The sequence below is a fragment of the Caldimonas sp. KR1-144 genome (assembly GCF_049446155.1).
In the GTDB taxonomy this organism is placed as follows: domain Bacteria; phylum Pseudomonadota; class Gammaproteobacteria; order Burkholderiales; family Burkholderiaceae_C; genus Rivibacter.
Map to the genome: position 1 here is coordinate 411,411 of NZ_JBMSEE010000002.1, position 24,333 is coordinate 435,743.

Annotated in this window: 22 protein-coding genes and 1 tRNA gene; 12 read left to right on the forward strand and 11 right to left on the reverse strand. The window is 70.0% G+C overall.

Annotated elements, in window-relative coordinates:
* Positions 1-4 precede the first annotated feature (4 nt).
* Genes ACO2TI_RS06005 through ACO2TI_RS06020 form a run of 4 tightly spaced genes read right to left on the reverse strand, consistent with a single transcriptional unit; the run spans position 5 to position 3,775 of the window.
* Positions 5-1,015 carry a vWA domain-containing protein gene (locus ACO2TI_RS06005; RefSeq protein ID WP_423282748.1) on the reverse strand — a complete coding sequence of 337 codons (1,011 nt, stop codon included), beginning with the start codon at positions 1,013-1,015 and terminating at the stop codon, positions 5-7.
* Complete coding sequence (locus tag ACO2TI_RS06010) at positions 1,012-1,860, reverse strand: calcium incorporation protein MxaA (protein WP_423282750.1); 849 nt, start codon at positions 1,858-1,860, stop codon at positions 1,012-1,014. Before ACO2TI_RS06010 ends, ACO2TI_RS06005 begins: the two co-directional genes overlap by 4 nt.
* On the reverse strand, positions 1,857-2,756 hold the full coding sequence (locus tag ACO2TI_RS06015; protein WP_423282753.1) for a DUF58 domain-containing protein: 900 nt from the start codon (positions 2,754-2,756) through the stop codon (positions 1,857-1,859). Before ACO2TI_RS06015 ends, ACO2TI_RS06010 begins: the two co-directional genes overlap by 4 nt.
* Entirely contained in the window at positions 2,753-3,775 is a 1,023-nt protein-coding gene (locus tag ACO2TI_RS06020; protein WP_423282756.1) for an AAA family ATPase, read from the reverse strand. The genes ACO2TI_RS06015 and ACO2TI_RS06020 overlap by 4 nt, the downstream gene beginning before the upstream one ends.
* A gap of 115 nt (positions 3,776-3,890) precedes the next feature.
* Here ACO2TI_RS06020 and ACO2TI_RS06025 point away from each other — a divergent pair, with 115 nt between their 5' ends.
* Positions 3,891-4,865, forward strand: coding sequence for a helix-turn-helix domain-containing protein (locus tag ACO2TI_RS06025; protein ID WP_423282758.1), 975 nt, complete (start codon positions 3,891-3,893; stop codon positions 4,863-4,865).
* A 9-nt stretch (positions 4,866-4,874) separates the two neighbouring features.
* Here the strand turns inward: ACO2TI_RS06025 and ACO2TI_RS06030 are convergent, their stop codons facing one another.
* Both ACO2TI_RS06030 and mscL read right to left on the reverse strand, forming a co-directional pair.
* On the reverse strand, positions 4,875-7,328 hold the full coding sequence (locus tag ACO2TI_RS06030; protein WP_423282761.1) for a DUF1631 family protein: 2,454 nt from the start codon (positions 7,326-7,328) through the stop codon (positions 4,875-4,877).
* A gap of 67 nt (positions 7,329-7,395) precedes the next feature.
* On the reverse strand, positions 7,396-7,806 hold the full coding sequence (gene mscL / locus ACO2TI_RS06035; protein ID WP_423283322.1) for a large conductance mechanosensitive channel protein MscL: 411 nt from the start codon (positions 7,804-7,806) through the stop codon (positions 7,396-7,398).
* A 213-nt stretch (positions 7,807-8,019) separates the two neighbouring features.
* Between mscL and petA the strand changes: the two genes are divergently transcribed.
* The 6 genes from petA (at position 8,020) to ACO2TI_RS06065 (ending at position 12,228) form a co-directional block, all read left to right on the forward strand.
* A complete protein-coding gene (gene petA, locus ACO2TI_RS06040; RefSeq protein WP_423282763.1) occupies positions 8,020-8,622 on the forward strand; it encodes a ubiquinol-cytochrome c reductase iron-sulfur subunit in 603 nt (200 codons plus the stop codon).
* 22 nt (positions 8,623-8,644) lie between these two features.
* Positions 8,645-10,045, forward strand: a complete 1,401-nt coding sequence (locus ACO2TI_RS06045; RefSeq protein ID WP_423282765.1) for a cytochrome b — start codon at positions 8,645-8,647, stop codon at positions 10,043-10,045.
* 22 nt (positions 10,046-10,067) lie between these two features.
* Positions 10,068-10,838 carry a cytochrome c1 gene (locus ACO2TI_RS06050; RefSeq protein WP_423282767.1) on the forward strand — a complete coding sequence of 257 codons (771 nt, stop codon included), beginning with the start codon at positions 10,068-10,070 and terminating at the stop codon, positions 10,836-10,838.
* 104 nt (positions 10,839-10,942) lie between these two features.
* Positions 10,943-11,554, forward strand: coding sequence for a glutathione S-transferase N-terminal domain-containing protein (locus tag ACO2TI_RS06055; protein ID WP_130433362.1), 612 nt, complete (start codon positions 10,943-10,945; stop codon positions 11,552-11,554).
* Positions 11,555-11,578: 24 nt separating this feature from the next.
* On the forward strand, positions 11,579-12,118 hold the full coding sequence (locus tag ACO2TI_RS06060; protein WP_423282768.1) for a ClpXP protease specificity-enhancing factor: 540 nt from the start codon (positions 11,579-11,581) through the stop codon (positions 12,116-12,118).
* A gap of 34 nt (positions 12,119-12,152) precedes the next feature.
* A tRNA-Thr gene (locus ACO2TI_RS06065) sits at positions 12,153-12,228 on the forward strand.
* A gap of 63 nt (positions 12,229-12,291) precedes the next feature.
* Here ACO2TI_RS06065 and ACO2TI_RS06070 read toward each other — a convergent pair.
* Positions 12,292-12,570, reverse strand: a complete 279-nt coding sequence (locus ACO2TI_RS06070) for a DciA family protein (protein ID WP_423282770.1) — start codon at positions 12,568-12,570, stop codon at positions 12,292-12,294.
* A 71-nt stretch (positions 12,571-12,641) separates the two neighbouring features.
* Between ACO2TI_RS06070 and ACO2TI_RS06075 the strand changes: the two genes are divergently transcribed.
* The 5 genes from ACO2TI_RS06075 (at position 12,642) to ACO2TI_RS06095 (ending at position 20,172) form a co-directional block, all read left to right on the forward strand.
* Positions 12,642-13,622: a M23 family metallopeptidase gene (locus tag ACO2TI_RS06075; protein ID WP_423282771.1), complete on the forward strand. Its 981-nt coding sequence runs from the start codon at positions 12,642-12,644 to the stop codon at positions 13,620-13,622.
* Between the two features lie 165 nt (positions 13,623-13,787).
* Positions 13,788-16,547 (forward strand): preprotein translocase subunit SecA, encoded by a 2,760-nt coding sequence (gene secA, locus ACO2TI_RS06080; RefSeq protein ID WP_423282772.1) that lies wholly within the window; start codon positions 13,788-13,790, stop codon positions 16,545-16,547.
* Positions 16,548-16,569: 22 nt separating this feature from the next.
* A complete protein-coding gene (gene argJ / locus ACO2TI_RS06085; RefSeq protein WP_423282773.1) occupies positions 16,570-17,823 on the forward strand; it encodes a bifunctional glutamate N-acetyltransferase/amino-acid acetyltransferase ArgJ in 1,254 nt (417 codons plus the stop codon).
* A 370-nt stretch (positions 17,824-18,193) separates the two neighbouring features.
* Positions 18,194-19,585, forward strand: a complete 1,392-nt coding sequence (locus ACO2TI_RS06090; protein WP_423282774.1) for an MFS transporter — start codon at positions 18,194-18,196, stop codon at positions 19,583-19,585.
* On the forward strand, positions 19,582-20,172 hold the full coding sequence (locus tag ACO2TI_RS06095; RefSeq protein WP_423282776.1) for a GNAT family N-acetyltransferase: 591 nt from the start codon (positions 19,582-19,584) through the stop codon (positions 20,170-20,172). The genes ACO2TI_RS06090 and ACO2TI_RS06095 overlap by 4 nt, the downstream gene beginning before the upstream one ends.
* A gap of 6 nt (positions 20,173-20,178) precedes the next feature.
* On the opposite strand, the gene ACO2TI_RS06100 is transcribed toward ACO2TI_RS06095, so the two are convergent.
* From ACO2TI_RS06100 to hutH, 4 genes are read right to left on the reverse strand one after another with little or no spacing between them, the layout of a single operon-like run.
* A complete protein-coding gene (locus ACO2TI_RS06100) occupies positions 20,179-20,961 on the reverse strand; it encodes an ABC transporter ATP-binding protein (RefSeq protein WP_423282777.1) in 783 nt (260 codons plus the stop codon).
* Positions 20,958-21,737 (reverse strand): ABC transporter permease, encoded by a 780-nt coding sequence (locus ACO2TI_RS06105; RefSeq protein ID WP_423282778.1) that lies wholly within the window; start codon positions 21,735-21,737, stop codon positions 20,958-20,960. The genes ACO2TI_RS06100 and ACO2TI_RS06105 overlap by 4 nt, the downstream gene beginning before the upstream one ends.
* Positions 21,734-22,687: an ABC transporter substrate-binding protein gene (locus ACO2TI_RS06110; protein ID WP_423282780.1), complete on the reverse strand. Its 954-nt coding sequence runs from the start codon at positions 22,685-22,687 to the stop codon at positions 21,734-21,736. The genes ACO2TI_RS06105 and ACO2TI_RS06110 overlap by 4 nt, the downstream gene beginning before the upstream one ends.
* Positions 22,688-22,720: 33 nt before the next feature.
* Complete coding sequence (gene hutH / locus ACO2TI_RS06115) at positions 22,721-24,328, reverse strand: histidine ammonia-lyase (protein WP_423282781.1); 1,608 nt, start codon at positions 24,326-24,328, stop codon at positions 22,721-22,723.
* Positions 24,329-24,333 lie beyond the last annotated feature (5 nt).

Genomic DNA, 24,333 nt, shown 5'->3' on the forward strand with positions numbered 1-24,333 from the left:
TGTTTCAGTCCCAGTCGCGGATCTGGCGCCCGACCAGCAGCGCCAGCGCCGCGCAGCAAGCCAGCGCCAGCGCGAAGCAGTGCGCATGCCAGTCGACGCGCGGCACGCGCTCTTGCACGGTCAACGGCTGGTCCTGCTGTCGCGCAATCTCGGCGATGGCCGCATCGATCGACTCGGGCGCGTCGGCCTGGTAGACGAAGTAGGGGCTGCTCAGGCTGCCGAAGAAGCGGTGCAGCGCGAGCTCCGGCGCTTCGCCGGGCATCGGCTGCGCGGACGGCGGCACGCCGAGGTCGGGACTCGAAGGCCCGCCGCGGATGTACAGGAAGTGCAAGGCGACGTGCTGGGCCGCGAAGCCGGTGCGCAGCCGCTCGCGCGTGGCCTCGTCGAGCTCGGCGCCGCCGTCGGAGACCAGCAGCAGCACGCGAGCGCCGGCATACGGCCGCTCCTCGAAAGCCTGAAGCGTGCGCAGCAGGGCCGGACCCATGCGCGTGTCGGTCAGGCCGCGCCCCACGCCGGCGGCGCGCAGGGCCGCCAGCACGGCCTCGGTGTCCCCGGTGAACGGCAGCACCGGCAGCGGCGCGGTGCTGAACAAGGTGACCGAGTAGCGGTCGTCCGGGCGCGTGCGCACCCAGCGCTCGAGCGCCTCGCGCACGGCCTGGCCCTTGGTCTGCCCGGCCGACAGCTCGCCGCCGCTTTGCTGGCCCGGGCGCCGGATCACCGCGTCCATGCTCGCGCTGCGGTCGAGCACGATCGCGACCTCGGCGCCGCGCGCGACGCGCGCCACGCTGCTTCGCTCGCGGTGCGGACCGGCCAGGCCCAGCACGATCGCGGCCATCGCCGCGGCGGCCAGCCAGCGCATCGCGCGCTCGACCCAGCGCCCGCGCCGATCGGGCGGCAGCCAGGCCAGCTGCGGAAAGGCCAGCGCCTGGACCGACGCGCGCCGCAGCGGCAGCAGCGCCAGCGCAAGCAGCGCGAGCAGCGCCGGCTGGTCGAACGAGACGCCGGCGCTGCTCATCGGCTGGCTCGCCGTTCGGCGTCGCGAAGCCGTTGCGCGAGGCGACACAGGTCGGCCTGCACGGCGCTCGCCCAGTCCGGGCGCTGGAAGAAGCGCGCGCTCGAGGCCGCGAAGAAGGTCTCGAGCTCGTCGCGCAACGGCGCGAGCCAAGGGCGCTGGTGAATCAGCCGGCCGATGTCGCTGGCCTGAACGGTCCATCCGGCCGTGGCGTTGAGCGCGTGGTGCAGCACCTGCCAGTCGCGCGGTCGGGCGGCGTCGCGCAACGACCGCAGATGGCGCCAGGCGCGCTCCAGCGGGCGGCGCGCATCGCGGCGCTGGCGCACCAGCCGCCACAGCAGCCAGGCCAGCGCGATCGCGCCGGCGGCGCCGGACGCAAGCATCGTCTGCCGGCGCGGCTGGATGACATCGGGCGGCGGCGGAACGCGTTCGGGTTGGCGCGCGGCCTGGCTCGGCTCGGCGCCCTCGTCGCGCAGCAGCGGAGAGAGTGTCAGCGTGGCCGCGGGAACTGTCGCGCCGGGCGCGAGCTCCCAGGCGGGCAGTTCGGCCGCCGTCTGGCGCCGCGGCGCATTGACGACCTGGTAGCGCACCACCAGCCAGGCGCGTCCATCGGCCGCGCGTTCGATGCGCGCCGGATGCCGCTCGAGCCAGCGCGTGATGCGCTGCGGCGCCGGTTCCTGCGGCGGCAGCGTCGGTGCTTGCCTGTCATCGAGGCGCACGCGCTGCTCGAGCACGTCGCCGATCACGTGGCCGTAGCCGCGCGGCTGCTCGACCTGCGGCGCCGCGCTCGCCGCGAACGGCAGCCACAGCAGGGCCGCGAGCGTGCGGCCGCTCCGGCGCCCGCTCATGCCTGGCCCTCGTAGAAGTAGCGCGTCAGCGCCTGCGCGTCGAAGCCGCCCGGCGCGGCGCACAGCTCGAACACCGGGCAGGCGCGCTCGGCCAGCGCGCCGTCCAGCTCGGCGCGGCGCGCGGCCACCGCCGCGCGCCATGAAGCGCGCAGCTTCGCGTTCATCCACACCTGGGCGCGCCGCGGGCTTTCGCTGTCAGCCAGCAGCAGCAGGCCGTCGCGTTCGGGCGGATGGGTTTCGGCGCTGTCCCAGGCCAGCATCGGCACGACGACGGCGGCGTCCAGTGTGTCCAGCACCGAGCGCAGCGCCGTCGCGTCCAGGCCGTGGAAGTCGGAGACGATGAACACCAGCGCCTGCCGCCCGGCGAGGCGGCGCGCGCAGTCGATCAGGCCGCGCGCGGGCGATCGGCCGCCCGCATGCCCGGGCGCACGCCGCGCCCGCGCGCCCGCAAGCGCTTGCGCCAGCGCCCACGAGACACCGCGGCCATGGCGAGGCGGGCAGTGAAGCTCCTCGCGCTCTTCATGGTCGAAGGCCATCAGCCCGGCCGCGTCGCCGTTGCGAAAGGCGCTCCAGCCCATGGCGCGCACAAACTGCGCCGCGACCTCGATCTTGTGCCGCCGCGCGCCGAAGTGCATCGACGGCGAGACGTCGACGATCGCCACCAGCGCGCTCGCCACGTGCGGCCGCGCGACGCGCACCAGCCAGTCGCCGTGCGGCGCGCGCAGGCTGGCGCGCAGGTCGAGCCGGCGCGGATCGGGGTGGTCGAACAGGCGCCGGTGCGCGACGGCTTGCTGGCCGCTGCCCAGCGCGATGCCGTGATGCGCGCCGGGCCGATGGCCGGCGAAGCGCTGCGGCCATCGGTAGAAGAACTCGTCGGGATCCGCGCTCGCGTTCACGGCGCGGCCACCGCGGCAGCGATGCGATCGATCAGCGGCCCCGCCAGCTCGGCACGCCGCAGCTCGTAGGCCGGCGCGAAGAAGATGCGATGCGCGAGCACCGGCTGCAGCACCTCGCGCACGTCGTCCGGCTCGACATGGCCGCGCCCGCGCAGCCAGGCGACCACGCGCGCCGCGCGTAGCAGCGCGCTCATGCCGCGCGGGCTGGCACCGGCCAGCACGAGGCGATCCATGTCGACGCCCGGCAGCGCGATGCCCAGGCGCTGCGGTGCCTCGGTCGCCTCCCAAAGCGCCAGCGCGTAGTCCTCGATCGCCTCGCTGAGGTGGATGTGCCGCTGGATCAGGGCGCCGATCTCGCCGAGCCTGCGCCAGTCGAGCTGCGCCGAGGGCACCGCATCGATCAGCGCGTCGATATCGTGGAAGCGCGCGTCGGCGAGCAGGGCGCGGCGCACGGCGCGGTCGGCCGGACGACGCATCGTCAGCTCGAACATGAAGCGGTCGCGCGCGGCGCTGGCCAGCTCGAAGGTCTCTTCGCGCTCGACGCGGTTGCGGTCGGCGAACACCGTCATCTGCGGGAACAGCCAGTCGCGCCCGAAGGCCGACACGGTGCGCTCGGCCATCGCGCGCAGCAGCAGTGACTGCACCTGCGGCCGCGCGCGATTGATCTCGTTGAAGAAGAAGGTCGTCAAGGCTTCGCCGCGGCGCAGCAGCGGGCCGGGCTCGATGCGCGGGCGCCCCTCGGCGTCGACGAAGGTGTGATAGACGAGGTCGCCGGGCATCAGGTCCACCGTGCCCTCGACGCGCTCGAACTCGCCGCCGACCGCGCGCGCCAGCGCGCGCAGCACGGTGGTCTTGCCGACGCCGACATCGCCTTCGAGCAGCACGTGGCCGCGCGCGAACAGCGCCACCAGCAGCAGGCGGATCAGTTCGGGCTGGCCGATCACCACGGCCGTGACAGATTGCTCCAGCGCCAGTGCGCGGGCGTGCCAGTCGGCGAGGGCGGCTTGGGGCTCGTGCATGGGCAGGCAGTCTTGCAGCGGCGGCGGCATGCGTCTTGCCACGCCGTGCAGCGGCGCCTGCCTGTGACTACAGTCGCCGTGCCCTCGAACCCGGACCGGAAAGGCTGGCTCCAGGATGTCGGACGATCACTTCTTCGCGCCGATCGGCGGCTATAGCACGGGCCCGCTGGCGCCGGACCGGCGCGTCGAGGGCTGGACGCGCGCGGTCTCGGACCGCTTCGTCGAAAGCTCGTTTTGCGTGCGCGAGCCCGAGCAGTTCGTCGCGTCGATGCGCCATCACGACCTCGGCGCGTTGGCGCTGACGCACTTCGATTCCAGCGGTCACGGCGTCAAGCGTGTGCTGCATTCGCAGCGGCAGGCGTCGACTGCGCGCGAGGACTTCTACATCGTCTGCGTGCAGCTGACGGGGACCTCCACGGTCGAGCAGGACGGGCGCATTGCCGAACTGCAGCCCGGCAGCCTGGCGATGGTCGACACGCGGCGCTCGTACGAGCTGCACATGGCCTGCGACTACCGCCAGGCCGTGCTGCGCATACCCGCGCAGGCTTTCGACCGACGCGCGCCGCATGCGGCCGAGCGGGTCGCCACGCCGGTCGACCCGGCAAGCGTCGCCGCGCTCGGCCTGTGCCAGACGCTGTCGGCGATCGGCGCCGCGCCCGCGCCGCGCGGCGCCGAAGCGCTCGATCTCGGCGACGCGGTGCTGGCCCTGCTCAGTGCCGGGCTGCGCCGGCCCGACGACGACATCGCGCCGGACGCGGCGCGGCGGCTGCAGCGCGTGAAGGCGCTGCTGCGGCCGCATCTTCACGAACCGCATCTGGGCGTCGAGGACATGGCCAAGCTGCTGGCGCTGTCGCCGTCGTACCTGCACCTGCTGTTTCGCGGCGAGGGCAGCTCGCCGATGCGCTGGCTGTGGCAAGAGCGGCTGCAGTGTGCGCGCGAGCTGTTGCGCGATGCGCGGCAGGCCGGGCGCAGCATCACCGAGATCGCGTTCGAGCTCGGCTTCAGCGATGCCGCGCACTTCAGCCGCAGCTTTCGGGCGCGCTTCGGCGTGACGCCGAGCGCGTGCCGGCGCGACGCGGCGCGGCCCTGACGCCGCGGATCAGTGCGTCGACGAGCCGGCCGGGCGCGCGAGCTGCGCGAGCTGGCGACGCGCACGCGCTGTGGCGCGCTCGATCAGCTCGGCCTGTTCGTAGGCGCGGAAGCGCTCGGTCTCGCACATGCGCGCGAGCATGCGCGCGGTCATCGACACGGTCTTCTGGTTGGCCTTGCCGTGCGTGAAGACGAAGAAGGCGCGCCCCGGGCTCACCCAGGACAGCCGCACGCGCTGCCACTTGCCGTCCAGGTGCATGCGGTAGGCGACGCCCGGCTGCACATGCTCGAGCAGGCCGATGCCGCGCGTCGGCGGCAGGCCCTCGGCGGCGGCGGTCTCCTCGAGCAGGATGTCGACTTCGGCGCTGTCGGGCCCGCCGGGTTCGCTGAGGTCGATGTCGACCGTGCCGTCCCAGTCGATCGCGCTTTCCTCGACCAGGCCGATCTGCTGCGCCTCCTCCGGCGTGAACTGCAGCGGCGCCGCGTGCTCCTCGGGCGCCGGCAGCTCGCTCGGCGCGGACGCCGGGGCCAGGTCCAGCGGCGTGGGGATCGGCACCGAGGCGACGTCATTGAGCTGCAGCTGCAGCGACTCCATCGCCTCTTCGGTGGGCGGTGCGAGCTTGAGCGACTCGGCGTGTGCCGGCAGCAGCTTGGCAAAGAAGTCCTTGCGCGCGGCTTCGGGCCAGCCGATCAGCGCGAAGCCCTCGTTGAGGTCCTTCATCAGCTGCGGCAGCGCGAGCAGGAAGGCCTTGCGCCGCGCCGGCTCGCCCTTGGGCTGCACGCTCAGCACGAGCTCGCTGGGCACGCGCGCCATGCGGTCGGCCAGCGCCTGCGTGCCGCGTGGGCCCGTGGCCATCACCAGCACCTGGCTCCAGACCTGCGCGAGGAAGTCGCGCACGAAGTCGGGCGCGGCCACCGGCTGCAAGCGCTGCTTCAGCTCGCGCATGTAGCGCTGCTGGATGCGCAGCTGGGTCTCCTTGTCGTCGAGCACCGCCGCCGCGGCGGCGTGCGGGCCGGCGTCCCTGGCCGTGTGCTTGCCGACCAGGGCTTCGAGGGCGTGCAGCTTGGACTCATACAAGTCCATCTGGTCGAACTCGCCCTCGATGATCTCCTGCACCAGCTCGCGAACGCGCTCGAGGAATTCCTTGCCCTGGCCTTCGTCGAAGTCCTCGTAGGCCGCGGCCAGCGTCGCGATGCGGTTGATGAAGCGCCGCACCGGGTGCTTGCGCGAGCTGAAGAAGCCGACGTCCTTGAGCGCTGCACGCAGCACCGGCATCTGCAGCCGCGCGATCTGGCGCGCCATTTGCGGCGGCACCTTGTTGTCCGACAGCACCTGATCGAACATTGTCGCGACGATGTCGATGACGAGGTTGTCGAGCGCGCCGGTCGAGGCGCGCATCAGCTCGTCGCGGTGGGCGCGGATCATGTTGATCGCACCCAGCGATCCCGCAGCGCTGGCCTGGCCGAAGGCTCCGGCGCTGCTCGGCGTTGCGCCGCCCGAGCCAGTGGCCGCGCCGCGCGCCGCGCCGGCTTCCATCGCGGCGCTGCCGATCACCGCCAAGCGGCGGATCATGTCATTGAAGTGGGCCTCGGTGCCGCCGCCATGGCCGCGCAGCGCGCCGGGGGCGCTCGCCGAGCCGGCCGCGCCGCCGCCCAGGCCGGCACCGAGCGCGCTGCCGAGCGCCGCCGGCACCGACACGATGCCGAAGATCGATTGCAGCGCATGCAAGGCCTGCTGCGTGTCGCGCGCCGAAACCGCATAGCCCGAGGTCTGGTAGCCCGAGGCTTCGCGCAGCATCTCGCGCGGCAGCTCGTTGCCGGGCCCCTGGACCGTCTTGACCGCCAGGCCGGCGGCCTGCACGCCGCGCGTCTTCAGGTCGGCAATGATGGCGCGGTAGCAGTCGCGCATGACGGGCGCGAGCGCGCGGCCGAGTTCGCGCGCGAGCAGCTTGCGCTCGATGGGGTCATCGGTGACGGTCTCGGTGGCCCGAAACAGCGCGCGGCCGATCGCTTCGGGCCGCAGCGGGTTGCGCTCATGGTCGGGGCGACCGAGGCCGAGCAGGCTGCCGACGAGGCTGTCGAGCTCGCGAAGCTCCCATTCGCAGTCGTGCTCGATGTCGGTCGACAGCCGGTGCGCCGAAACGCGCTCGTCCTCGGCGTGGTCGTCGACCAGCGACAGCGACTCGAATGTAGTGCTGGCCAGCGAGCGCGTGCTGGTGCGCGTCGGCAGCGACTCCTGGCCGACCGACTCGCGCAACGTCAGGCCGAACTGCTGGCTGAAGGCGCCCAGCTGAAGACGCAGGTCGAACTGCGCGCGCGAGATCACCGCGCGCGGCGCCTGCGCGAGCAAGGCGGCGCTCGGTTGCGCCAGGTGGTCGAGCAGCCGCTGCGCAGCCGCCACCACGGTGGCTTCGATCTGCTGGACGGCCGCCTGCAGCGTGTGATGGGCGATCAGCGAGTTCACGGAATCGACAGGCGGTGGGCACCGGCGCCGCCTGCTGCAAGGATCGCGGGCGGCGCTTCCGCCGAGCTTACTTCTTCAGGGCGTCGCGGATCTCGCGCAGCAAGACGACATCTTCGGGTTCGGCGGTCGGCGCCGGTGCGGCTTCGGGCTCGCTGCGCTTGAGGCGATTGATCTGCTTGACCATCATGAAGATGATGAACGCCAGGATCACGAAATTCAGCGCAACCGTGATGAAGTTGCCATAGGCGAACACGGCGCCGGCCTTCTTGGCCTCGGCGAGCGGCAGGCCGGCGGCCTGCCCCGCGAGCGCGACATAGTAGTTCGAGAAGTCGAGGCCGCCGAAGATCTTGCTGACCAGGGGCATGATCACGTCGGCGACCATCGAATCGACGATCTTGCCGAACGCGCCGCCGATGATGACGCCGACCGCCAGGTCGATGACGTTGCCCTTGACGGCGAACTCCTTGAACTCGGTCATGACTCCCACGGTGGCTTCTCCTGTGTGCGTTGTCGGGGCGCGGGGCCGCGCGGGCGCTTGATCGGCCCGTCGGCCGAGTATTCCCGAGCAAGTTGCCAAGTCAAGCGCGGTGCGTGCCCGTGCGCGCCCTGCGCGACGTGAAAGCCGGGGCCGCTTTGGGTGCCTTAGAATCGCAGGTTGCTTTTCGAACCCGTCCAGACTCTGAGGATCTCCATGAGCGAGCAGCAAGTCGACCAAGGCAAGCGCACGTGGCTGATCGCGTCCACCTGCGCCGGCGTTGCCGGCGGCGTGGCCACCGCGGTGCCCTTCGTTGCCACCTTCCAGCCCTCGGAGCGCGCGCGCGCGGCCGGAGCCCCGGTGGAGGTCGACATCAGCGGCCTGAAGCCGGGCGAGAAGATCACGGTCGAATGGCGCGGCAAGCCGGTGTGGATCGTGCGCCGCACGCCCGAGATGCTCGAGTCGCTGAAGAAGACCGACGCCCTGGTCGCAGACCCGAAGTCCGAGCGCAAGGCCGCGGAAGTGACGCCGATGGAGTCCACCCGCAACGAGTACCGCTCGATCAAGCCCGAGATCCTGGTCGTCGTGGGCATCTGCTCGCACCTGGGCTGCTCGCCGAGCGACAAGTTCGTGCCGGGTCCGCAGCCCTCGCTGCCGGACGACTGGGCGGGCGGCTTCCTGTGCCCCTGCCACGGCTCGACCTTCGACATGGCGGGTCGCGTCTACAAGAACAAGCCGGCGCCGGACAACCTCGAGGTCCCGCCGTACACCTATCTGTCGGACAGCAAGCTGCTGATCGGCGAAGCCAAGTCGGCCTGAGCGCAGGAGTACGAGGACCATCATGGCTGAATTCAAGGAAGTCCCTGCGAACGCGCCGCTCGGCCAGAAGCTGCTGGGCTGGGTCGACAACCGCTTTCCGCTCACCGCGCTCTGGAAAGAGCACATGAGCGAGTACTACGCGCCGAAGAACTTCAACTTCTGGTACTTCTTCGGCTCGCTGGCGCTGCTGGTGCTGGTGATCCAGATCGTCACCGGCATCTTCCTGGTGATGAACTACAAGCCCGACGCGAGCCTCGCTTTCGCTTCGGTCGAGTACATCATGCGCGACGTGCCCTGGGGCTGGCTGATCCGCTACATGCACTCGACCGGCGCGTCGGCCTTCTTCATCGTCGTCTACCTGCACATGTTCCGCGGCCTGCTGTACGGCTCGTACCGCAAGCCGCGCGAGCTGGTGTGGATCTTCGGCTGCGCGATCTTCCTGTGCCTGATGGCGGAAGCCTTCATGGGCTACCTGCTGCCGTGGGGCCAGATGTCGTACTGGGGTGCTCAGGTGATCGTGAACCTGTTCGCCGCCGTGCCCTTCGTCGGTCCGGACCTCGCGATCCTGATCCGCGGCGATTTCGTCGTCTCGGACGCCACACTCAATCGCTTCTTCAGCTTCCACGTGATCGCCGTGCCGCTGGTCCTGCTGGGCCTGGTGGTCGCACACCTGATCGCGCTGCACGAGGTGGGCTCCAACAACCCGGACGGCATCGAGATCAAGGCCAAGAAGGACGCGCAGGGCCGCCCGCTCGACGGCGTGCCGATGCATCCGTACTACACGATCCACGACATCCTGGGCGTGAGCGTGTTCCTGATGGTCTTCACCGCGATCATCTTCTTCGCGCCCGAGCTCGGCGGCTACTTCCTCGAGTACAACAACTTCATCCCGGCCGACCCGCTGAAGACGCCGGCGCACATCGCACCGGTGTGGTACTTCACGCCGTTCTACTCGATGCTGCGTGCGACGACCGACGTGATGGTCAACGTGCTCGCGGTGATCGCCGCGATCGGCGCGGTGCTCGCGATCCTGCGCGGCGGCCTGTCGGGCAAGGGCAAGCTCATCGTGGCCGTGGGCACCGTGGTCGCGATCGCGCTGCTCAAGACCTTCGAGGCCAAGTTCTGGGGCGTGGTCGTGATGGGCGGCGCCGTGATCATCCTGTTCTTCCTGCCCTGGCTGGACCGCAGCCCGGTCAAGTCGATCCGCTACCGCCCGAGCTGGCACAAGTACGTGTACGCGGTGTTCGTCCTGTTCTTCCTGGTGCTCGGCTACCTGGGTATCCAGCCGCCGTCGCCCACCGGCGAACTGGTGTCGCAGGTCGGCACGATCGTGTACTTCGGCTTCTTCCTGCTGATGCCGTGGTGGACGCGCCTGGGCGAGTTCAAGCCCGTGCCGGACCGCGTGACCTTCGCCGCGCATTGAGCCCAGCCGCAGGAGCAACACAATGAAGAAACTCATCGCAGCCCTGCTGGCCCTGCTCGCGCTGGCCGGCACCGCCCGCGCCTCCGAAGGCGGCATCGAGTGGGACCGCTTCCCGACCAGGAAGCTGACCGACATGGCCGCACTGCAGAACGGCGCGAAGCTGTTCGTCAACTACTGCCTGAACTGCCACGCCGCGGGCTTCATGCGCTACAACCGGCTCGCCGACATCGGCCTGACGGAAGAGCAGATCAAGGGCAACCTGATGTTCGCGACCGACAAGGTCGGCGAGACGATGAAGGTCAGCCTCGATCCCAAGCAGGCCAAGGAATGGTTCGGCGCCAACCCGCCCGACCTGACCGTGATCGCGCGTTCGCGCGCCGCGCAGGGCAAGGGCTCGGGTGCCGACTACCTCTACACCTACCTGCGTTCCTACTACCGCGACGAAACCAAGGCCACCGGCTGGGACAATCTCGTGTTCCCGAACGTCGGCATGCCGCACGCGCTGTGGGAGCTGCAGGGCCAGCGCGTCGCCAAGTACGTCGAGGTGGCCGATCCGCACAACCCGGAGAAGAAGCTCCACAAGTTCGACGGCTTCGAGCAGATCGCACCGGGCAAGCTCACGCCGCAGGCCTACGACGAAGCCGTCTCGGACCTGGTGGCGTATCTCACCTGGATGAGCGAGCCGTCGCAGAACCACCGCGTGCGCGTGGGCGTGTGGGTGCTGATCGCGCTGGCCTTCTTCACGGTGATCGCCTGGCGCCTGAACGCCGCGTACTGGAAAGACATCAAGTGACCGAAGCGCGCCGGACCCCGAATCCGGCGTGACGCGGAGCGGGCTGCCAGGCACCCGCTCCGTTTGTGTTTTGTAGATCGATAGAAATCACGGGAGCCGCCGCCATGATGGTGCTTTACTCCGGAACCACCGACCCCTACTCGCACCGCTGCCGTTTCGTGCTGTTCGAGAAGGGCATGGACTTCGAAATCCGCGACGTCGACCTGTTCGCGAAGCCCGAAGACATTGCGCTGATGAACCCGTACAACGAGGTGCCCATCCTCGTCGAACGCGACCTCATCCTGTACGAGTCGCACATCATCAACGAGTACATCGACGAGCGCTTTCCGCACCCGCAGCTGATGCCGGGCGATCCGGTGGCCCGCGCCCGCGTGCGCCTGTTCCTGTTCAACTTCGAGAAGGAGCTGTTCGCGCACGTCAACGTGCTCGAGGGCCGCGGCATCAAGGCCACGGACAAGCTGCTCGAGAAGGCGCGCAGCCAGATCCGCGACCGCCTCACGCAGCTCGCGCCGATCTTCCTGAAGAACAAGTACATGCTCGGCGACGACTTCTCGATGCTCGACGTCGCGATCGCGCCGCTGCTGTGGCGCCTCGACTACTACGGCATCGACCTGTCGAAGAACGCGCTGCCGCTGCTGAAGTACGCCGAGCGCATCTTCTCGCGCCCGGCCTACATCGAGGCGCTGACGCCGTCCGAGAAGGTGATGCGCAAGTAAGCGCAGCGTCGGTCGCATCGGTCCATGAGCAGCAGCGCCACGCCGCCGCCCGCCGCGCCCGAGGGGCAGGGCACGTCCACGCGTCCGTACCTGATCCGGGCACTGCACGACTGGTGCACCGACAACGGCTTCACGCCCTACCTGGCGGTCTACGTCGATGCCGGCGTGCAGGTGCCGGCCGAATACGTGAAGAACAACGAGATCGTGCTCAACGCCAGCTTCGAGGCCACGAGCGGCCTGCAGCTGGGCAACGAGACGATCTCATTCAAGGCCCGCTTCGGCGGCGTCGCGCGCGAGATCGTCGTGCCGGTCGACCACGTCATTGCGATCTACGCGCGCGAGAACGGCCAGGGCATGGCCTTCCCCGCGCCGGTGGGGACGCCGCCCGCCGGCATGCAGTCAGTGGCCGAGGCGAGCGGGCCGGCCGCCTCGGGCGCTGGCCGCGCAGCGGGTCTTCGCCTGGCCAAACCGCCCGCCGACGTTTCGGCGCCGCCGCCGCCCGATGAGGAGCCGGAGCCGCCCGCACCGAGCGGTGGCCGGCCCTCGCTCAAGCGCGTCAAGTAGAACGCGAGGCGGCACCTACAATCACCGATCCCGGGCCGGCTTAGCTCAGTCGGTAGAGCAACTGTCTTGTAAACAGTAGGTCATCCGTTCGATTCGGATAGCCGGCACCAGCACCCACACGCGCTTCAGCGGCCCGCTGACCCGGGCGTCACCGCCGGTTGCACTCGCCGGGCTCACCCGGCTTGAACCCGCACCCGTATCGCGCCAGACTGGCGGCCCCGCTCGGCCAGGGCTTTTTCGAGCCGCGGCTGCAACTGTCGCAGCTTGGCCGCGACGGCGGGGCTGGACACCAGGATCACGAAGGCGCCGCTTTCGTCGATCGGCCCCGGGCGCATCTGCGCCGCCAGGGCCGGCGGCAGGAGCGGCCGAACGGCCTCCATGCACTCGCGCGAGGCCTCGAGCATCGCTCTGAGGTGCGCAAGGGGCGCACTGCGCCGCATCGCCTCGCTCATCGTGAGCGGGTCGGGTACGGCGGGACGCTGCGGCGCGGGCATGGGATGAAGTCACGAAAGGACGGCGGCTGATGCAACTCATTGTGACCCACGGCCATAGCGCCCGCCCGCGCATCGTGCAGCTGGCCGCGTGGCAGCTGGCGGCGCTGCTGCTGGCGCTGGCGCTGCTGCTGATGGCGGTTTCGGGCGCCGTCTACCACTTCGTCTTCCTCAAGGCGGCGCGCGAAGGCTGGCCGGTCGTGAGCCAGATCGTGCGCCTGGTCGTTCGCGACGAGATCGCCCAGCGCGACCGCTTCCTGCGCGAGAACCTCGACGCGATGGCGCGCCGCGTCGGCGAGATGCAGGCCAAGCTGGTCAAGCTCGAGGCCGTCGGCGAGCGCACCGCGGGCATGGCGGGGCTCAAGCCCGAGGACTTGCGCGGCCTCGATGCCCCGGCGCCGGCGGCCTCCGCGCCGACGGTGGCAACGGGCGGCCGCGGTGGCCCCTATATTCCGGTCGCCTCGCCGTCGGTCGAGGCGATCGACCAGGCACTGGCAGCGCTGGATCGCCAGGCCGACCGGCAAGGCGATCTGTGGACGCTGATCGAGTCGCGCCTGCTCGAAAGCCGCTTGCGCGCGCTCACCGTCCCGAGCATCGCGCCGGTCGACGGGCCCATCGGCTCCGGTTTCGGTTTTCGCGCCGACCCTTTCACCGGCCACTCGGCGCTGCACACCGGCCTGGACTTCCCGGCCGATCCGGGCACGCCGATCATGGCCGCCGCGGGTGGCATGGTCGTGACCGCCGAGCGCCATCCGGCCTACGGCCTCATGGTCGAACTCGACCACGGCAACGGCTTGGTCACGCGCTATGCGCATGCCTCCAAACTCGCCGTGAAGTCCGGCGACCTCGTGCGCCGCGGACAGCCCATCGCCGAAGTGGGCAACACCGGCCGCTCGACCGGCCCGCACCTGCACTTCGAGGTGCTGGTCGAGGGCGTGCCGCAGGATCCGGCCAAGTTCCTGGCCCAGGGCAGCGAGGCGCGCAACACGGCCGGCCTGCGCACGCGGCGCTGACGGCGGGCCAGGCCCCGCGGGCCGTGCCGGCTCGGGCGCTGCGATAGACTGCGGGGCTTTGATCGGCCTCGCGCGCCCCTTGGCGCGCGGCTGCTTCCCACCGACACGAATGCGTCCCTGGCGGCCTCGCGGCCGCGGGCTTTCGCGCCTCACCGGCACCCCCGCATGTTGCCCAAGCTTCTCACCTCGATCTTCGGTAGCCGCAACGACCGCCTGCTCAAGCAGTACCGCGGCATCGTCGCGCGCGTCAACGCGCTCGAGCAACAGTTCGAGGCGCTGTCCGACGAAGCGCTGCGCGGCAAGACCCAGGAATTCAAGGGCCGGCTGGCCCAGGGCGAGACGCTCGACGCGCTGCTGCCCGAGGCCTTCGCCGCGGTGCGCGAGGCCGGCAAGCGCTCGCTGAAGATGCGCCACTTCGATGTGCAGCTGATCGGCGGGATCACGCTGCATCAGGGCAAGATCGCCGAGATGCGCACCGGCGAGGGCAAGACCCTGATGGCCACGCTGCCGGTCTACCTGAACGCGCTCGCCGGCAAGGGCGTGCACGTCGTGACGGTCAACGACTACCTCGCGCGCCGCGACGCCGAGTGGATGGGCCGCCTGTACGGCTTCCTCGGCATGACGGTGGGCGTCAACGTGCCCGGTATGGGGCGCGAGGAGAAGCAGGCCGCCTACGCCGCCGACATCACCTACGGCACCAACAACGAGTTCGGCTTCGACTACCTGCGCGACAACATGGTCTACGAGGTGCAGGACCGCGTGCAGCGACCGCTCGCCTACGCGATCGTCGACGAAGTGGACTCCATCCTCATCGACGAGGCGCGCACGCCGCTGATCATCAGCGGCCAGGCCGAAGACCAGACCGAGCTCTATCTGAAGATCAACGCGGTCGTGCCGCACCTCAAGCGCCAGATCGGCGAGGCCGATCCGCGCACCGGCGAAGGCGTGATCGAGCCGGGCGACTTCACCGCCGACGAGAAGAGCCACCAGGTCTTCCTCACCGAGGCCGGCCACGAGAACGCCGAGGCGCTGCTCTCGCGCGCCGGTCTGCTGGCCGAGGGCGCGTCGCTCTACGACGCGGCCAACATCACGCTGGTCCACCACCTCTACGCCGCGCTGCGCGCACACCACCTCTACCACCGCGACCAGCACTATGTAGTGCAAAACGGCGAGGTGATCATCGTCGACGAGTTCACCGGCCGCCTGATGACGGGCCGCCGCTGGAGCGACGGCCTGCACCAGGCCACCGAGGCCAAGGAAGGCGTGCAGATCCAGGCCGAGAACCAGACGCTGGCCTCGATCACCTTCCAGAACTACTTCCGCATGTACGGCAAGCTCGCCGGCATGACCGGCACGGCCGACACCGAGGCCTACGAATTCCAGGAGATCTACGGCCTCGAGACCGTGGTGATCCCGCCCAACAAGCCGACCATCCGCAAGGACGAACTCGACCTCGTCTACAAGACCTCGCGCGAGAAGTACGAGGCGGTGGTGGCCGACATCCGCGCCTGCCACGAGCGCGGCCAGCCGGTGCTGGTGGGCACGACCTCGATCGAGAACTCGGAGCTGATCGCCAAGCTGCTCGAGCAGGCGAAACTGCCGCACCAGGTGCTCAACGCCAAGCAGCACGCCAAGGAGGCCGAGATCATCGCGCAGGCGGGCCGCCCGGGCGTGATCACGATCGCCACCAACATGGCCGGCCGCGGCACCGACATCGTGCTCGGCGGCAACGTCGAGAAGCAGGTCCAGTTCATCGAGGCCGACGAAAGCATCGATCCGGCCGACAAGGCGGCGCGCATCGCCAAGCTGCAGGGCGAGTGGGCCGGCCTGAACGAGCAGGTCAAGGCCGTCGGCGGCCTGCGCATCATCGCCACCGAGCGCCACGAGAGCCGGCGCATCGACAACCAGCTGCGCGGCCGCTCGGGCCGCCAGGGCGACCCGGGCTCGTCGCGCTTCTACCTGTCGCTGGAAGACCCGCTGATGCGCATCTTCGCGGGCGACCGCGTCAAGGCCATCATGGACCGCCTCAAGATGCCCGACGGCGAGGCGATCGAGGCCGGCATCGTGACGCGCAGCATCGAGAGCGCGCAGCGCAAGGTCGAGGCGCGCAACTTCGACATCCGCAAGCAGCTGCTCGAGTACGACGACGTCAGCAACGACCAGCGCAAGGTCATCTACGCACAGCGCAACGAGATCCTCGAGGCCAAGGCCATCGGCGAGTCGATCCGCCACCTGCGTCGCGGCGCGATGACCGACGTGGTGCGCACCTTCGTGCCCGAGGAGAGCGTCGAGGAGCAGTGGGACCTCGGCAACCTCGAGAAAACGCTGCGCGACGAATGGCAGCTCGACGTGGCGCTCAAGGCGCAGGTCGAGAAGAGCGACGCGGTGAGCGACGAAGACATCGTCGAGCAGGTCGTCGCGGCAGCCGACCGCAGCTACGCGGCCAAGGTCGAGAGCGTCGGCCACGAGCAGTTCGAGAGCTTCGAGCGCATGATCCTGCTGCAGACCATCGACGTGCAGTGGCGCGAGCACCTCGCCTCGCTGGACTACCTGCGCCAGGGCATCCACTTGCGCGGCTATGCGCAGAAGAACCCGAAGCAGGAATACAAGCGCGAGGCTTTCGAGCTCTTCTCGCAGCTGCTGGACACCGTGAAGATGCAGGTCACGCGCGTGCTGATGACAGTGCGCGTGCAGACCCAGGAAGAGGTGGCCATGGCGGCCGAGGCCATCGAGGAGAAGGCCGAGCACATCGCCAACGTCACCTACACGCATCCCAACGAGGATGGTTCGGTGTCCGCCGAGACCGACGCCGCCACGCGGGTCGCCCAGGCGATGGCCGACGCGGTGCCGCGCGTGGGTCGCAACGATCCCTGCCCCTGTGGCAGCGGCAAGAAGTACAAGCTCTGCCACGGCAAGCTGGCCTGAGCCGATTTCGCGGAGCCTGGACATGCCGGTCAATCTCGTCGCCCCGAATCCTTCCGACCTGCTGCCCGTGCCCGGCGTCGAGCTCGGCATCGCGATGGCCGGCGTGCGCAAGGCCAACCGGCGCGATCTGACCGTCGTGACGCTGGTCGAGGGCTCGGCGGTCTCGGGCGTGTTCACGCAAAACCGCTTCTGCGCGGCGCCGGTGCAGGTCTGCCGCGAGCACCTCGCGGCCGGCGCCGGCATTCGCGCGCTGGTGATCAACACCGGCAACGCCAACGCCGGCACCGGCGAAGACGGCCTGGTGCGCGCACGCTCGACCTGCATCGCGCTGGCGCGCCACCTCGAGATCGCGCCCGAGCAGGTGCTGCCGTTCTCGACCGGCGTCATCATGGAAACGCTGCCGAACGATCGCATCGAGGCCGCGCTGCCGGCCGCGCTGGCCGACCTGAAGCCGGCCAACTGGGCGCTCGCGGCCGAGGCCATCATGACCACCGACACGCTGCCCAAGGCCGTGTCCAGGCAGGTCACCATCGGCGGCCAGGTGGTCACCATCAGCGGCATCGCCAAGGGCGCCGGCATGATCCGGCCCAACATGGCCACGATGCTCGGCTTCGTCGCCACCGACGCGAAGCTCGCGCCGCGCCTGCTCGGCGAGCTGGCGCGCGAGGCGGCCGACCGCTCGTTCAACCGCATCACGATCGACGGCGACACCTCCACCAACGACAGCTTCGTCGTCATTGCCACGCGCCAGGCGCAGCATGCCGAAATCACCCAGCTCGACTCGCCCGATGGCGTGATCCTGCGCGACGCGGTGATCGCGGTGGCCCAGCAGCTCGCGCAGGCCATCGTGCGAGACGGCGAAGGCGCGACCAAGTTCATCACGATCCGCGTCGACGGCGGGCGCAACAAGGAAGAGTGCCGCCGGGTCGCCTACGCGATCGCGCACTCGCCGCTGGTCAAGACGGCCTTCTTCGCCAGCGACCCGAACCTCGGGCGCATCCTCGCGGCGGTGGGCTATGCCGGCATCGACGACCTCGACCAGTCGCTGATCGACCTGTGGCTCGACGACGTTCACGTCGCCACCAAGGGCGGTCGCCACCCGGCCTACCAGGAAGCCGACGGGCAGCGCGTGATGAAGCAAAGCGAGATCACGGTGAAGGTCGACCTGCATCGCGCCAACGGCGCTGCCTCCGGCGCGAACCGTCCGCACGCCACGGTGTGGACCTGCGACCTCTCGCACGACTACGTCAGCATCAACGCGGACTACCGCAGCTGAGGCGGCGCCGCCGCGGCCGATGACAGACGCAACATTCGCCCGCGCCGCACTTGGCGGCGGCGGGGCTCGGCTGTTAGGATCGCCGCACTCACTTGCGAGTCCTCCCATGACCAAGCTGCTCGACCAGGACCGATGCCCCTCGCACGCCCACGCGTGGCGAGTCGCGGCGTCGTGCGCCGTGATCGCAGCGGTCGTGGCTGAGCCGGCGCTTTCGCGCTAGCGCTCCCCTCCCGGTCTCCCGCGTCCACCGCGGACTTGCCGACGAGGGTCGGCAAGACGGGCTGCCGCATTGGCGTCCACCGCTTGCCAATCGTCATCAGGGCTTATCGGCCCGAACGGATCCCACCCGGATCCCTGCAGGAGAGGATTTATGTCCAACAGGACAACGACAAGGCCATCGAAAGCCGGCGCCGACCGATGGACGACGCTCGTCGCCGCGTTGCGCGAGCGGCTGCAACTGGCGCCGAACGACCTGCTGCGAGACGCCGTCTACCGCCGGCTGTGGACCTCGATCCTGATCAGCTCGTTCGGCGGACAGGTGACGATGCTCGCGCTGCCGCTCACCGCGGCCGTGCTGCTGCACGCAACGCCCACGCAGATGGGCCTGCTCACCGCGATGGAGATCGTGCCCTTCGTGCTGCTGTCGCTGCCGGCCGGCGTGTGGCTGGACCGTGTGCGCAAGCTGCCGGTCTACATCGCCGGCGAGGCCAGCATCGCGGTCGTCGTGCTGTCCGTGCCGATCGCGTGGTGGCTGGGCTGGCTCGGCATGCCATGGATGTATGCGGCCGCCTTCGTGATGGGCTGCATCTACGTGACGGCCGGCTCGGCGGCGCAGATCGTGCTGACCCAGGTGGTCGCGCGCGAACGCCTGGTCGAAGCGCATGCGAAGAACGCGCTGGCGACCTCGGGCGCCGAGGTTGCCGGCCCGGGGGTCGCCGGTGCGCTGATCAAGATCGTCGGTGCGCCGCTCGCGCTGGTTGTCGACGCGGTGCTGCTGGTGGTCTCGGTGACCATCCTGCGCGGCATCACGATCCACGAGCGCGTGCATGAGCGTGCCGACGCGCATTTCTGGCGAGACCTGAAGGCGGGCCTGCGCTTCGTCGCCGGCACGCCGCTGCTGATCTCGCTCGCCGTCGCGGTGGGCCTGTGGCAGATGTGCCATCACGCGGCGCTGGTCGTGCAGATCCTGTTCGCGACCCGCACGCTGGGCCTGAACGAGTCGCAGGTCGGGCTGTGCTACGTGGGCATGGGCTTCGGCACGGTGATCGCCAGCACGCTGGGCAACCGCATCTCCAGCCGCATCGGGCCGGGGCCTTGCCTGGTGCTGGGCTTCGCGGTGTGCGGCATCGGCTGGAGCGCGCTCGCGCTCGCGCCGGCCAATGCCTTCGGCGTCGCGACCTTTGCCGCGATGCTGTTCGCCTTCAGCGCCGGTGCGGTGCTGATCTTCATCAACTTCCTCGCGCTGCGCCAGGCGGTGACGCCGGCGCCGCTGCTGGGCCGCATGACGAGCTCGATGCGCTGGCTGATCCTGATCCCTGCCGGTCCCGGCGCGCTGATCGGCGGCTGGCTGGGCGAGCACATCGGCCTGCGCGCGGCGCTGGGCTTCGCCGGCGGCAGCGCGCTGTTGCTGGCCTGGTTTGCATGGCGGCATCCGGTGATCCGCCGCACGCGCGAGCTCCCGGTGCCGGAGGCCGAGTCCGACCTGCTCGGCGCCGAGGCGAACGTGCGCGTGCCCGAGCCCGCGCTGAAGGAGGCGGCATGAGGTTCGAACCCCGATCGACGCTGTTGATCGACGTGCCCGAGCGCATCGAGACCGAGCGGCTCGTGATCCGCTGCCCGCGCGCCGGCGACGGCGCGGCGTATCACGAGGCCATCACCGACTCGATCGAGACGCTCAAGCCCTGGCTGCCGTGGGCCAACGATGCGCAGAGTGTGGAGGTCAGCGAGGCGCAGTCGCGCAAGTTCCACGCGATGTTCATCGCGCGCACCGACCTGGTCTTCGCGCTGTTCAAGCGCGGCGCCGACGGGCGCGAGGGCCGGCTGCTCGGCGGCAGCGGCCTGCATCGGATCGACTGGCAACTGCGGCGCTTCGAGATCGGCTACTGGATCCGCAGCAGCCACCTCGGCCGAGGCCTCGTCAGCGAGGCCGTGCAGTCGCTCGCCGGCATGGCATTCGAGACGCTCCAGGCGCGCCGCGTCGAGATCCGCTGCGACGTGCGCAACGAGCGCAGTGCGCGCGTCGCGGAGCGCTGCGGATTCGAACTCGAGGGCACGTTGCGCCGCGACGCCCTGGACGTGCAGGGCCAGCCGCGCGACACGCGCGTCTTCGCCCGCATCGCGCCAAGCTGAGCCGACTCAGGCCACCTGCCGCTGCGCCGCCAGCACCTCGGCACGTACCTGTTCCGTCAGCTCCGCCTTCAGCTCGGCGAAGGCCGGCGTCGTCTTCATGCCGTAGTGGCGCGGATGCGGCAGCTCGACCTTGCGGTCGAGCTTGATGCGCCCGGGCCGCGCGCTCATCACGACGACGCGGCTGCCGAGGAAGACCGCCTCGTCGATGTCGTGGGTCACGAAGATCACCGTCTTGCGCTGCTGCTCCCAGATGCCCAACAGCAGCTCCTGCATCAGCTCGCGCGTCTGGTGGTCGAGCGCGCCGAAGGGCTCGTCCATCAGCAGCATGCGCGGCTGGTTGGCCAGCGCCCGCGCGAGCGCGGTGCGCTGCTGCATCCCGCCGGAAAGCTGCTTGGGGTAGTGGCGCTCGAAACCCTTCAGGCCCACCTTGGCGATGAAATCCTGCGCGATCTCCACCTGCTGCGCACGCGGCATGCCGCGCTCGCGCAGCCCGAAGCACACGTTGTCCAGCACCGTGAGCCAGGGGAACAGCGTGTAGCTCTGGAACACCATGCCGCGGTCGGCGCCCGGGCCTTCGACGCACCGCCCGTCGAGCAGCACCTCGCCGGACGACGGATGGTCCAGCCCCGCGACGATGCGCAGCAGCGTGCTCTTGCCGCAGCCCGAAGGGCCGAGCAGGGTGATGAAGTCGTTCTCGGCGACATCGAGGTCGGTGGCCTGCAGCGCCAGCGTCTCGCCGTGGGTCGAACTGAAGCGGCGCGAGACGCCGCGAACCTGGAGGATGCTCATCGTCCCAGCTGTGCCCAGGGAAAGAGGCGGCGGTTGAGCGCCTTGAACGCGAAGTCGCTGACCAGGCCGATCAGGCCGATCACGATGATCCCGAAGATGATCTGGTCGGTCGCCAGCAGCGCCTGGCTGTCGGTGATCATGTGGCCGATGCCGCTCGACGCGCCGATCAGCTCGGCGACGATCACGTAGGTCCAGGCCCAGCCCAGCACCATGCGCAGGATCTCGGCGATCTCGGGTGCGGCGCCGGGGATCAGCACGCGGCGGATCAGCCCGCGGTCGTTCACGCCCAGCGTGTAGGCGGCCTCGACGAGATCGCGCCGCGTGTTGCCCACCGCCACCGCAATCATCAGCGTGAGCTGGAAGAAGCTGCCGATGAAGATCACTGCGAGCTTTTGCGCCTCGCCGATGCCGGCCCACAGGATCAAGAGCGGGATGAAGGCCGAGGCCGGCAGGTAGCGCGCAAACGAGACGAAGGGCTCGAAGAAGGCCTCGATCGGCTTGTAGGCGCCCATCGCGACGCCCAGCGGCAGCGCGAGCGCGGTGGCGATCAGGAAGCCGCCGACCACGCGCCACACGGTCATGCCGATGTCGTGCGCGAATCCCATCTCGGCGACGAGCGTCCAGCCCGAGCGCATCATGGTCAGCGGATCGGCCAGAAAGGTCTTGCCGACCAGGCCGCCGAACGTGGCGGCGGCCCACAGGGCGACAAAGAGCACGAAGAAGCTCGCGCCGAGCGCGACGCGCGCGCCCGGGCTGACCGGCGTGAGCGGCTTCACTGGATGAAGCGCGTGTCCGCGAGCTTCGACAGATCGGGCACCTGCCGGATGATGCCGGCCTCGAGCAGCAGCTCGGCGGCCTCCTTGCTGAACGCCGCGTGCTCGCCGGCGAAGAACTTCTGGTTCGCCGCGCGGTCCTGCCAGCGCAGGTTCTTCTGGCTCGCCTCGAAGGCCTCGGGCGTCTGCTTCACGTCGGCGCCCATGGTCGCGAAGCTCTTCGCCGGCTCGGCCTTGATCAGGTCGAGCGCCTCGAAGTAGGCGTCGGCCAGCGCCTTCGCGGCCTTGGGGTTCTCGGCCAGGAACTTGGGCGTGCAGCCGAAGGTGTCCATCACCATCGGGTAGTCGAGCGTGGTCGCGATGATCTTGCCGGCCTCGGGCTTGGCGCGCACGCTGGAGAGATAGGGCTCGTAGGTCATGCCGGCGTCGAGGTCGGCGTTGCCGGCCAGGAAGGCATTGGCCGCGGCCTGCGGCTCGAGGTTCACGACCTTCACGTCCTTGAGCGTCAGGCCGTTCTTCTTGAGCATCCACGCCAGCGTGAAGTAGGGCGCGGTGCCCGGCGCGCTGGCCGCCACGGTCTTGCCCTTCAGGTCGGCGATCTTCTGGATGCCGGGCTTGACCACCATGCCGTCGGCGCCGTAGCTCTTGTCGAGCTGGAAGATCTGCGTCGTGGCCACGCCGTTGGCGTTCCAGACGATCCAGGTCTCGACCGTGGTCGCGGCGCACTGGATGTCGCCCGAGGCGATCGCCAGATGACGGTCCTTCTGCGGGATCTTGCGCAGCGTGACGTCGAGGCCGCGCTTCTTGAACAGACCCGCTTCCTTGGCCAGCGTGAGCGGCGCGAAGCCGGTCCAGCCGGAGATGCCGATCGCGACCTTGGTCTCCTGTGCGGCGGCCGGCAGCACGAGCAGCGCGGCTGCCATGGCGGCGATCGAGAACTTGAGGGACTTCATCGAGCGTTCACTCCTCGCGGTGGTTGATGACGATCAGACCGGAATCCACAGCGCCGGCAGCCCCGGCAGCGCACGGAACACGCGCGACAGCGCGCCGTCGGTGACCAGGGCCGTCGCGCGCTCGATGTCGGGCGCGAGATAGCGGTCGCGGTCGACCGTGGGGCACTGCGCGCGCAGCAGCGCATGCGCCTGCTCCAGCGCCTTCGAGCTGGCCAGCGGGCGCAGGAACTCGATGCCCTGTGCGGCCGCGAGCAGCTCGATGCCGAGGATGTGCGCGGTGTTGTCGATCATCGCTTGCAAGCGTCGTGCCGCAAAGGTGGCCATCGAGACATGGTCCTCCTGGTTGGCCGAGGTCGGCAGCGAGTCGACGCTGGCCGGATGCGCGAGCGACTTGTTCTCGGACGCCAGCGACGCGGCGGTGACGTGGGCGATCATGAAGCCGCTGTTGAGGCCCGCGTCGGGGGTGAGGAAGGGCGGCAGGCGCGAGACGCTGGCGTCGATCAGCATCGCGATGCGGCGCTCGGCGATCGCGCCGACTTCGGCGATCGCGACCGCCATCGCGTCGGCCGCCAGTGCGACCGGCTCCGCGTGGAAGTTGCCGCCCGAAATCATGCTGCCTTCGCCGTCGGGACCGTCGGCGAACACCAGCGGGTTATCGGTCACCGCATTCGCTTCGCGCAGCAGCACCAGCGCGGCGTGGCGCAGCTGATCCAGGCAGGCGCCCACGACCTGCGGCTGGCAACGCAGGCAGTAGGGGTCCTGCACGCGGTCGTCGCCCTCGAGGTGGGAGCGGCGGATCTCGCTGCCCGCGAGCAGCGCGCGGTAGTACTGCGCGACATCGATCTGGCCCGGCTGACCGCGCAGCGCGTGGATGCGCGGATCGAAGGGGCCGTCGCTGCCGCGTGCGGCGTCCACCGTCAGCGCGCCGATCACCAGCGCTGACTCCAGCACCGGCTCGAACGCGAGGAAGGCGTGCAACGCCAGCGCGGTCGAGGTCTGCGTGCCGTTGATCAGCGCGAGGCCTTCCTTCGCGGCCAGCGTCAGCGGCGCGATGCCGGCTTCTTGCAGAACCGCTGCCGCCGCGCGGCGCTCGCCGTCGACCAGGAACTCGCCCTCGCCGAGCAGCGCCAGCGTCATGTGCGACAGCGGCGCCAGGTCGCCCGAGGCGCCGACCGAGCCCTGCGATGGCACGTAGGGCACGAGTCCGGCGTTGAGCACCGCGAGCAGCGTGTCGATCACCGACTCGCGCACGCCCGAGGCGCCGCGCGCGAGGCTCGCGGCCTTCATCGCCAGCATCAGCCGCACGACCGGCGGCTGCAGCGGCGCGCCGACGCCGACGCTGTGCGAGCGGATCAGGTTGAGCTGCAGCAGGTCGAGCTCGGCGTTGCCGATGCGCTGGTTGGCGAGCTTGCCGAAGCCGGTGTTGACGCCGTAGACGGCGGCGTCGCCGGCGGCGGCGCGCTGCACCAGCGCGGCGCTGGCGCGGATGCCTTCGCGGCAGGCGGGATCGAGCTCGACGTGCGTGCCGCCGGCATGGATGGCGAGCAGTTGCTCGAGCGAGAGCGAGCCGGGCGTGAGGGTCAGGACCGCTCCCTCTCCCCGCCGGGGAGAGGGTTGGGGTGAGGGGTGGGTGCTGCTCATCGAAG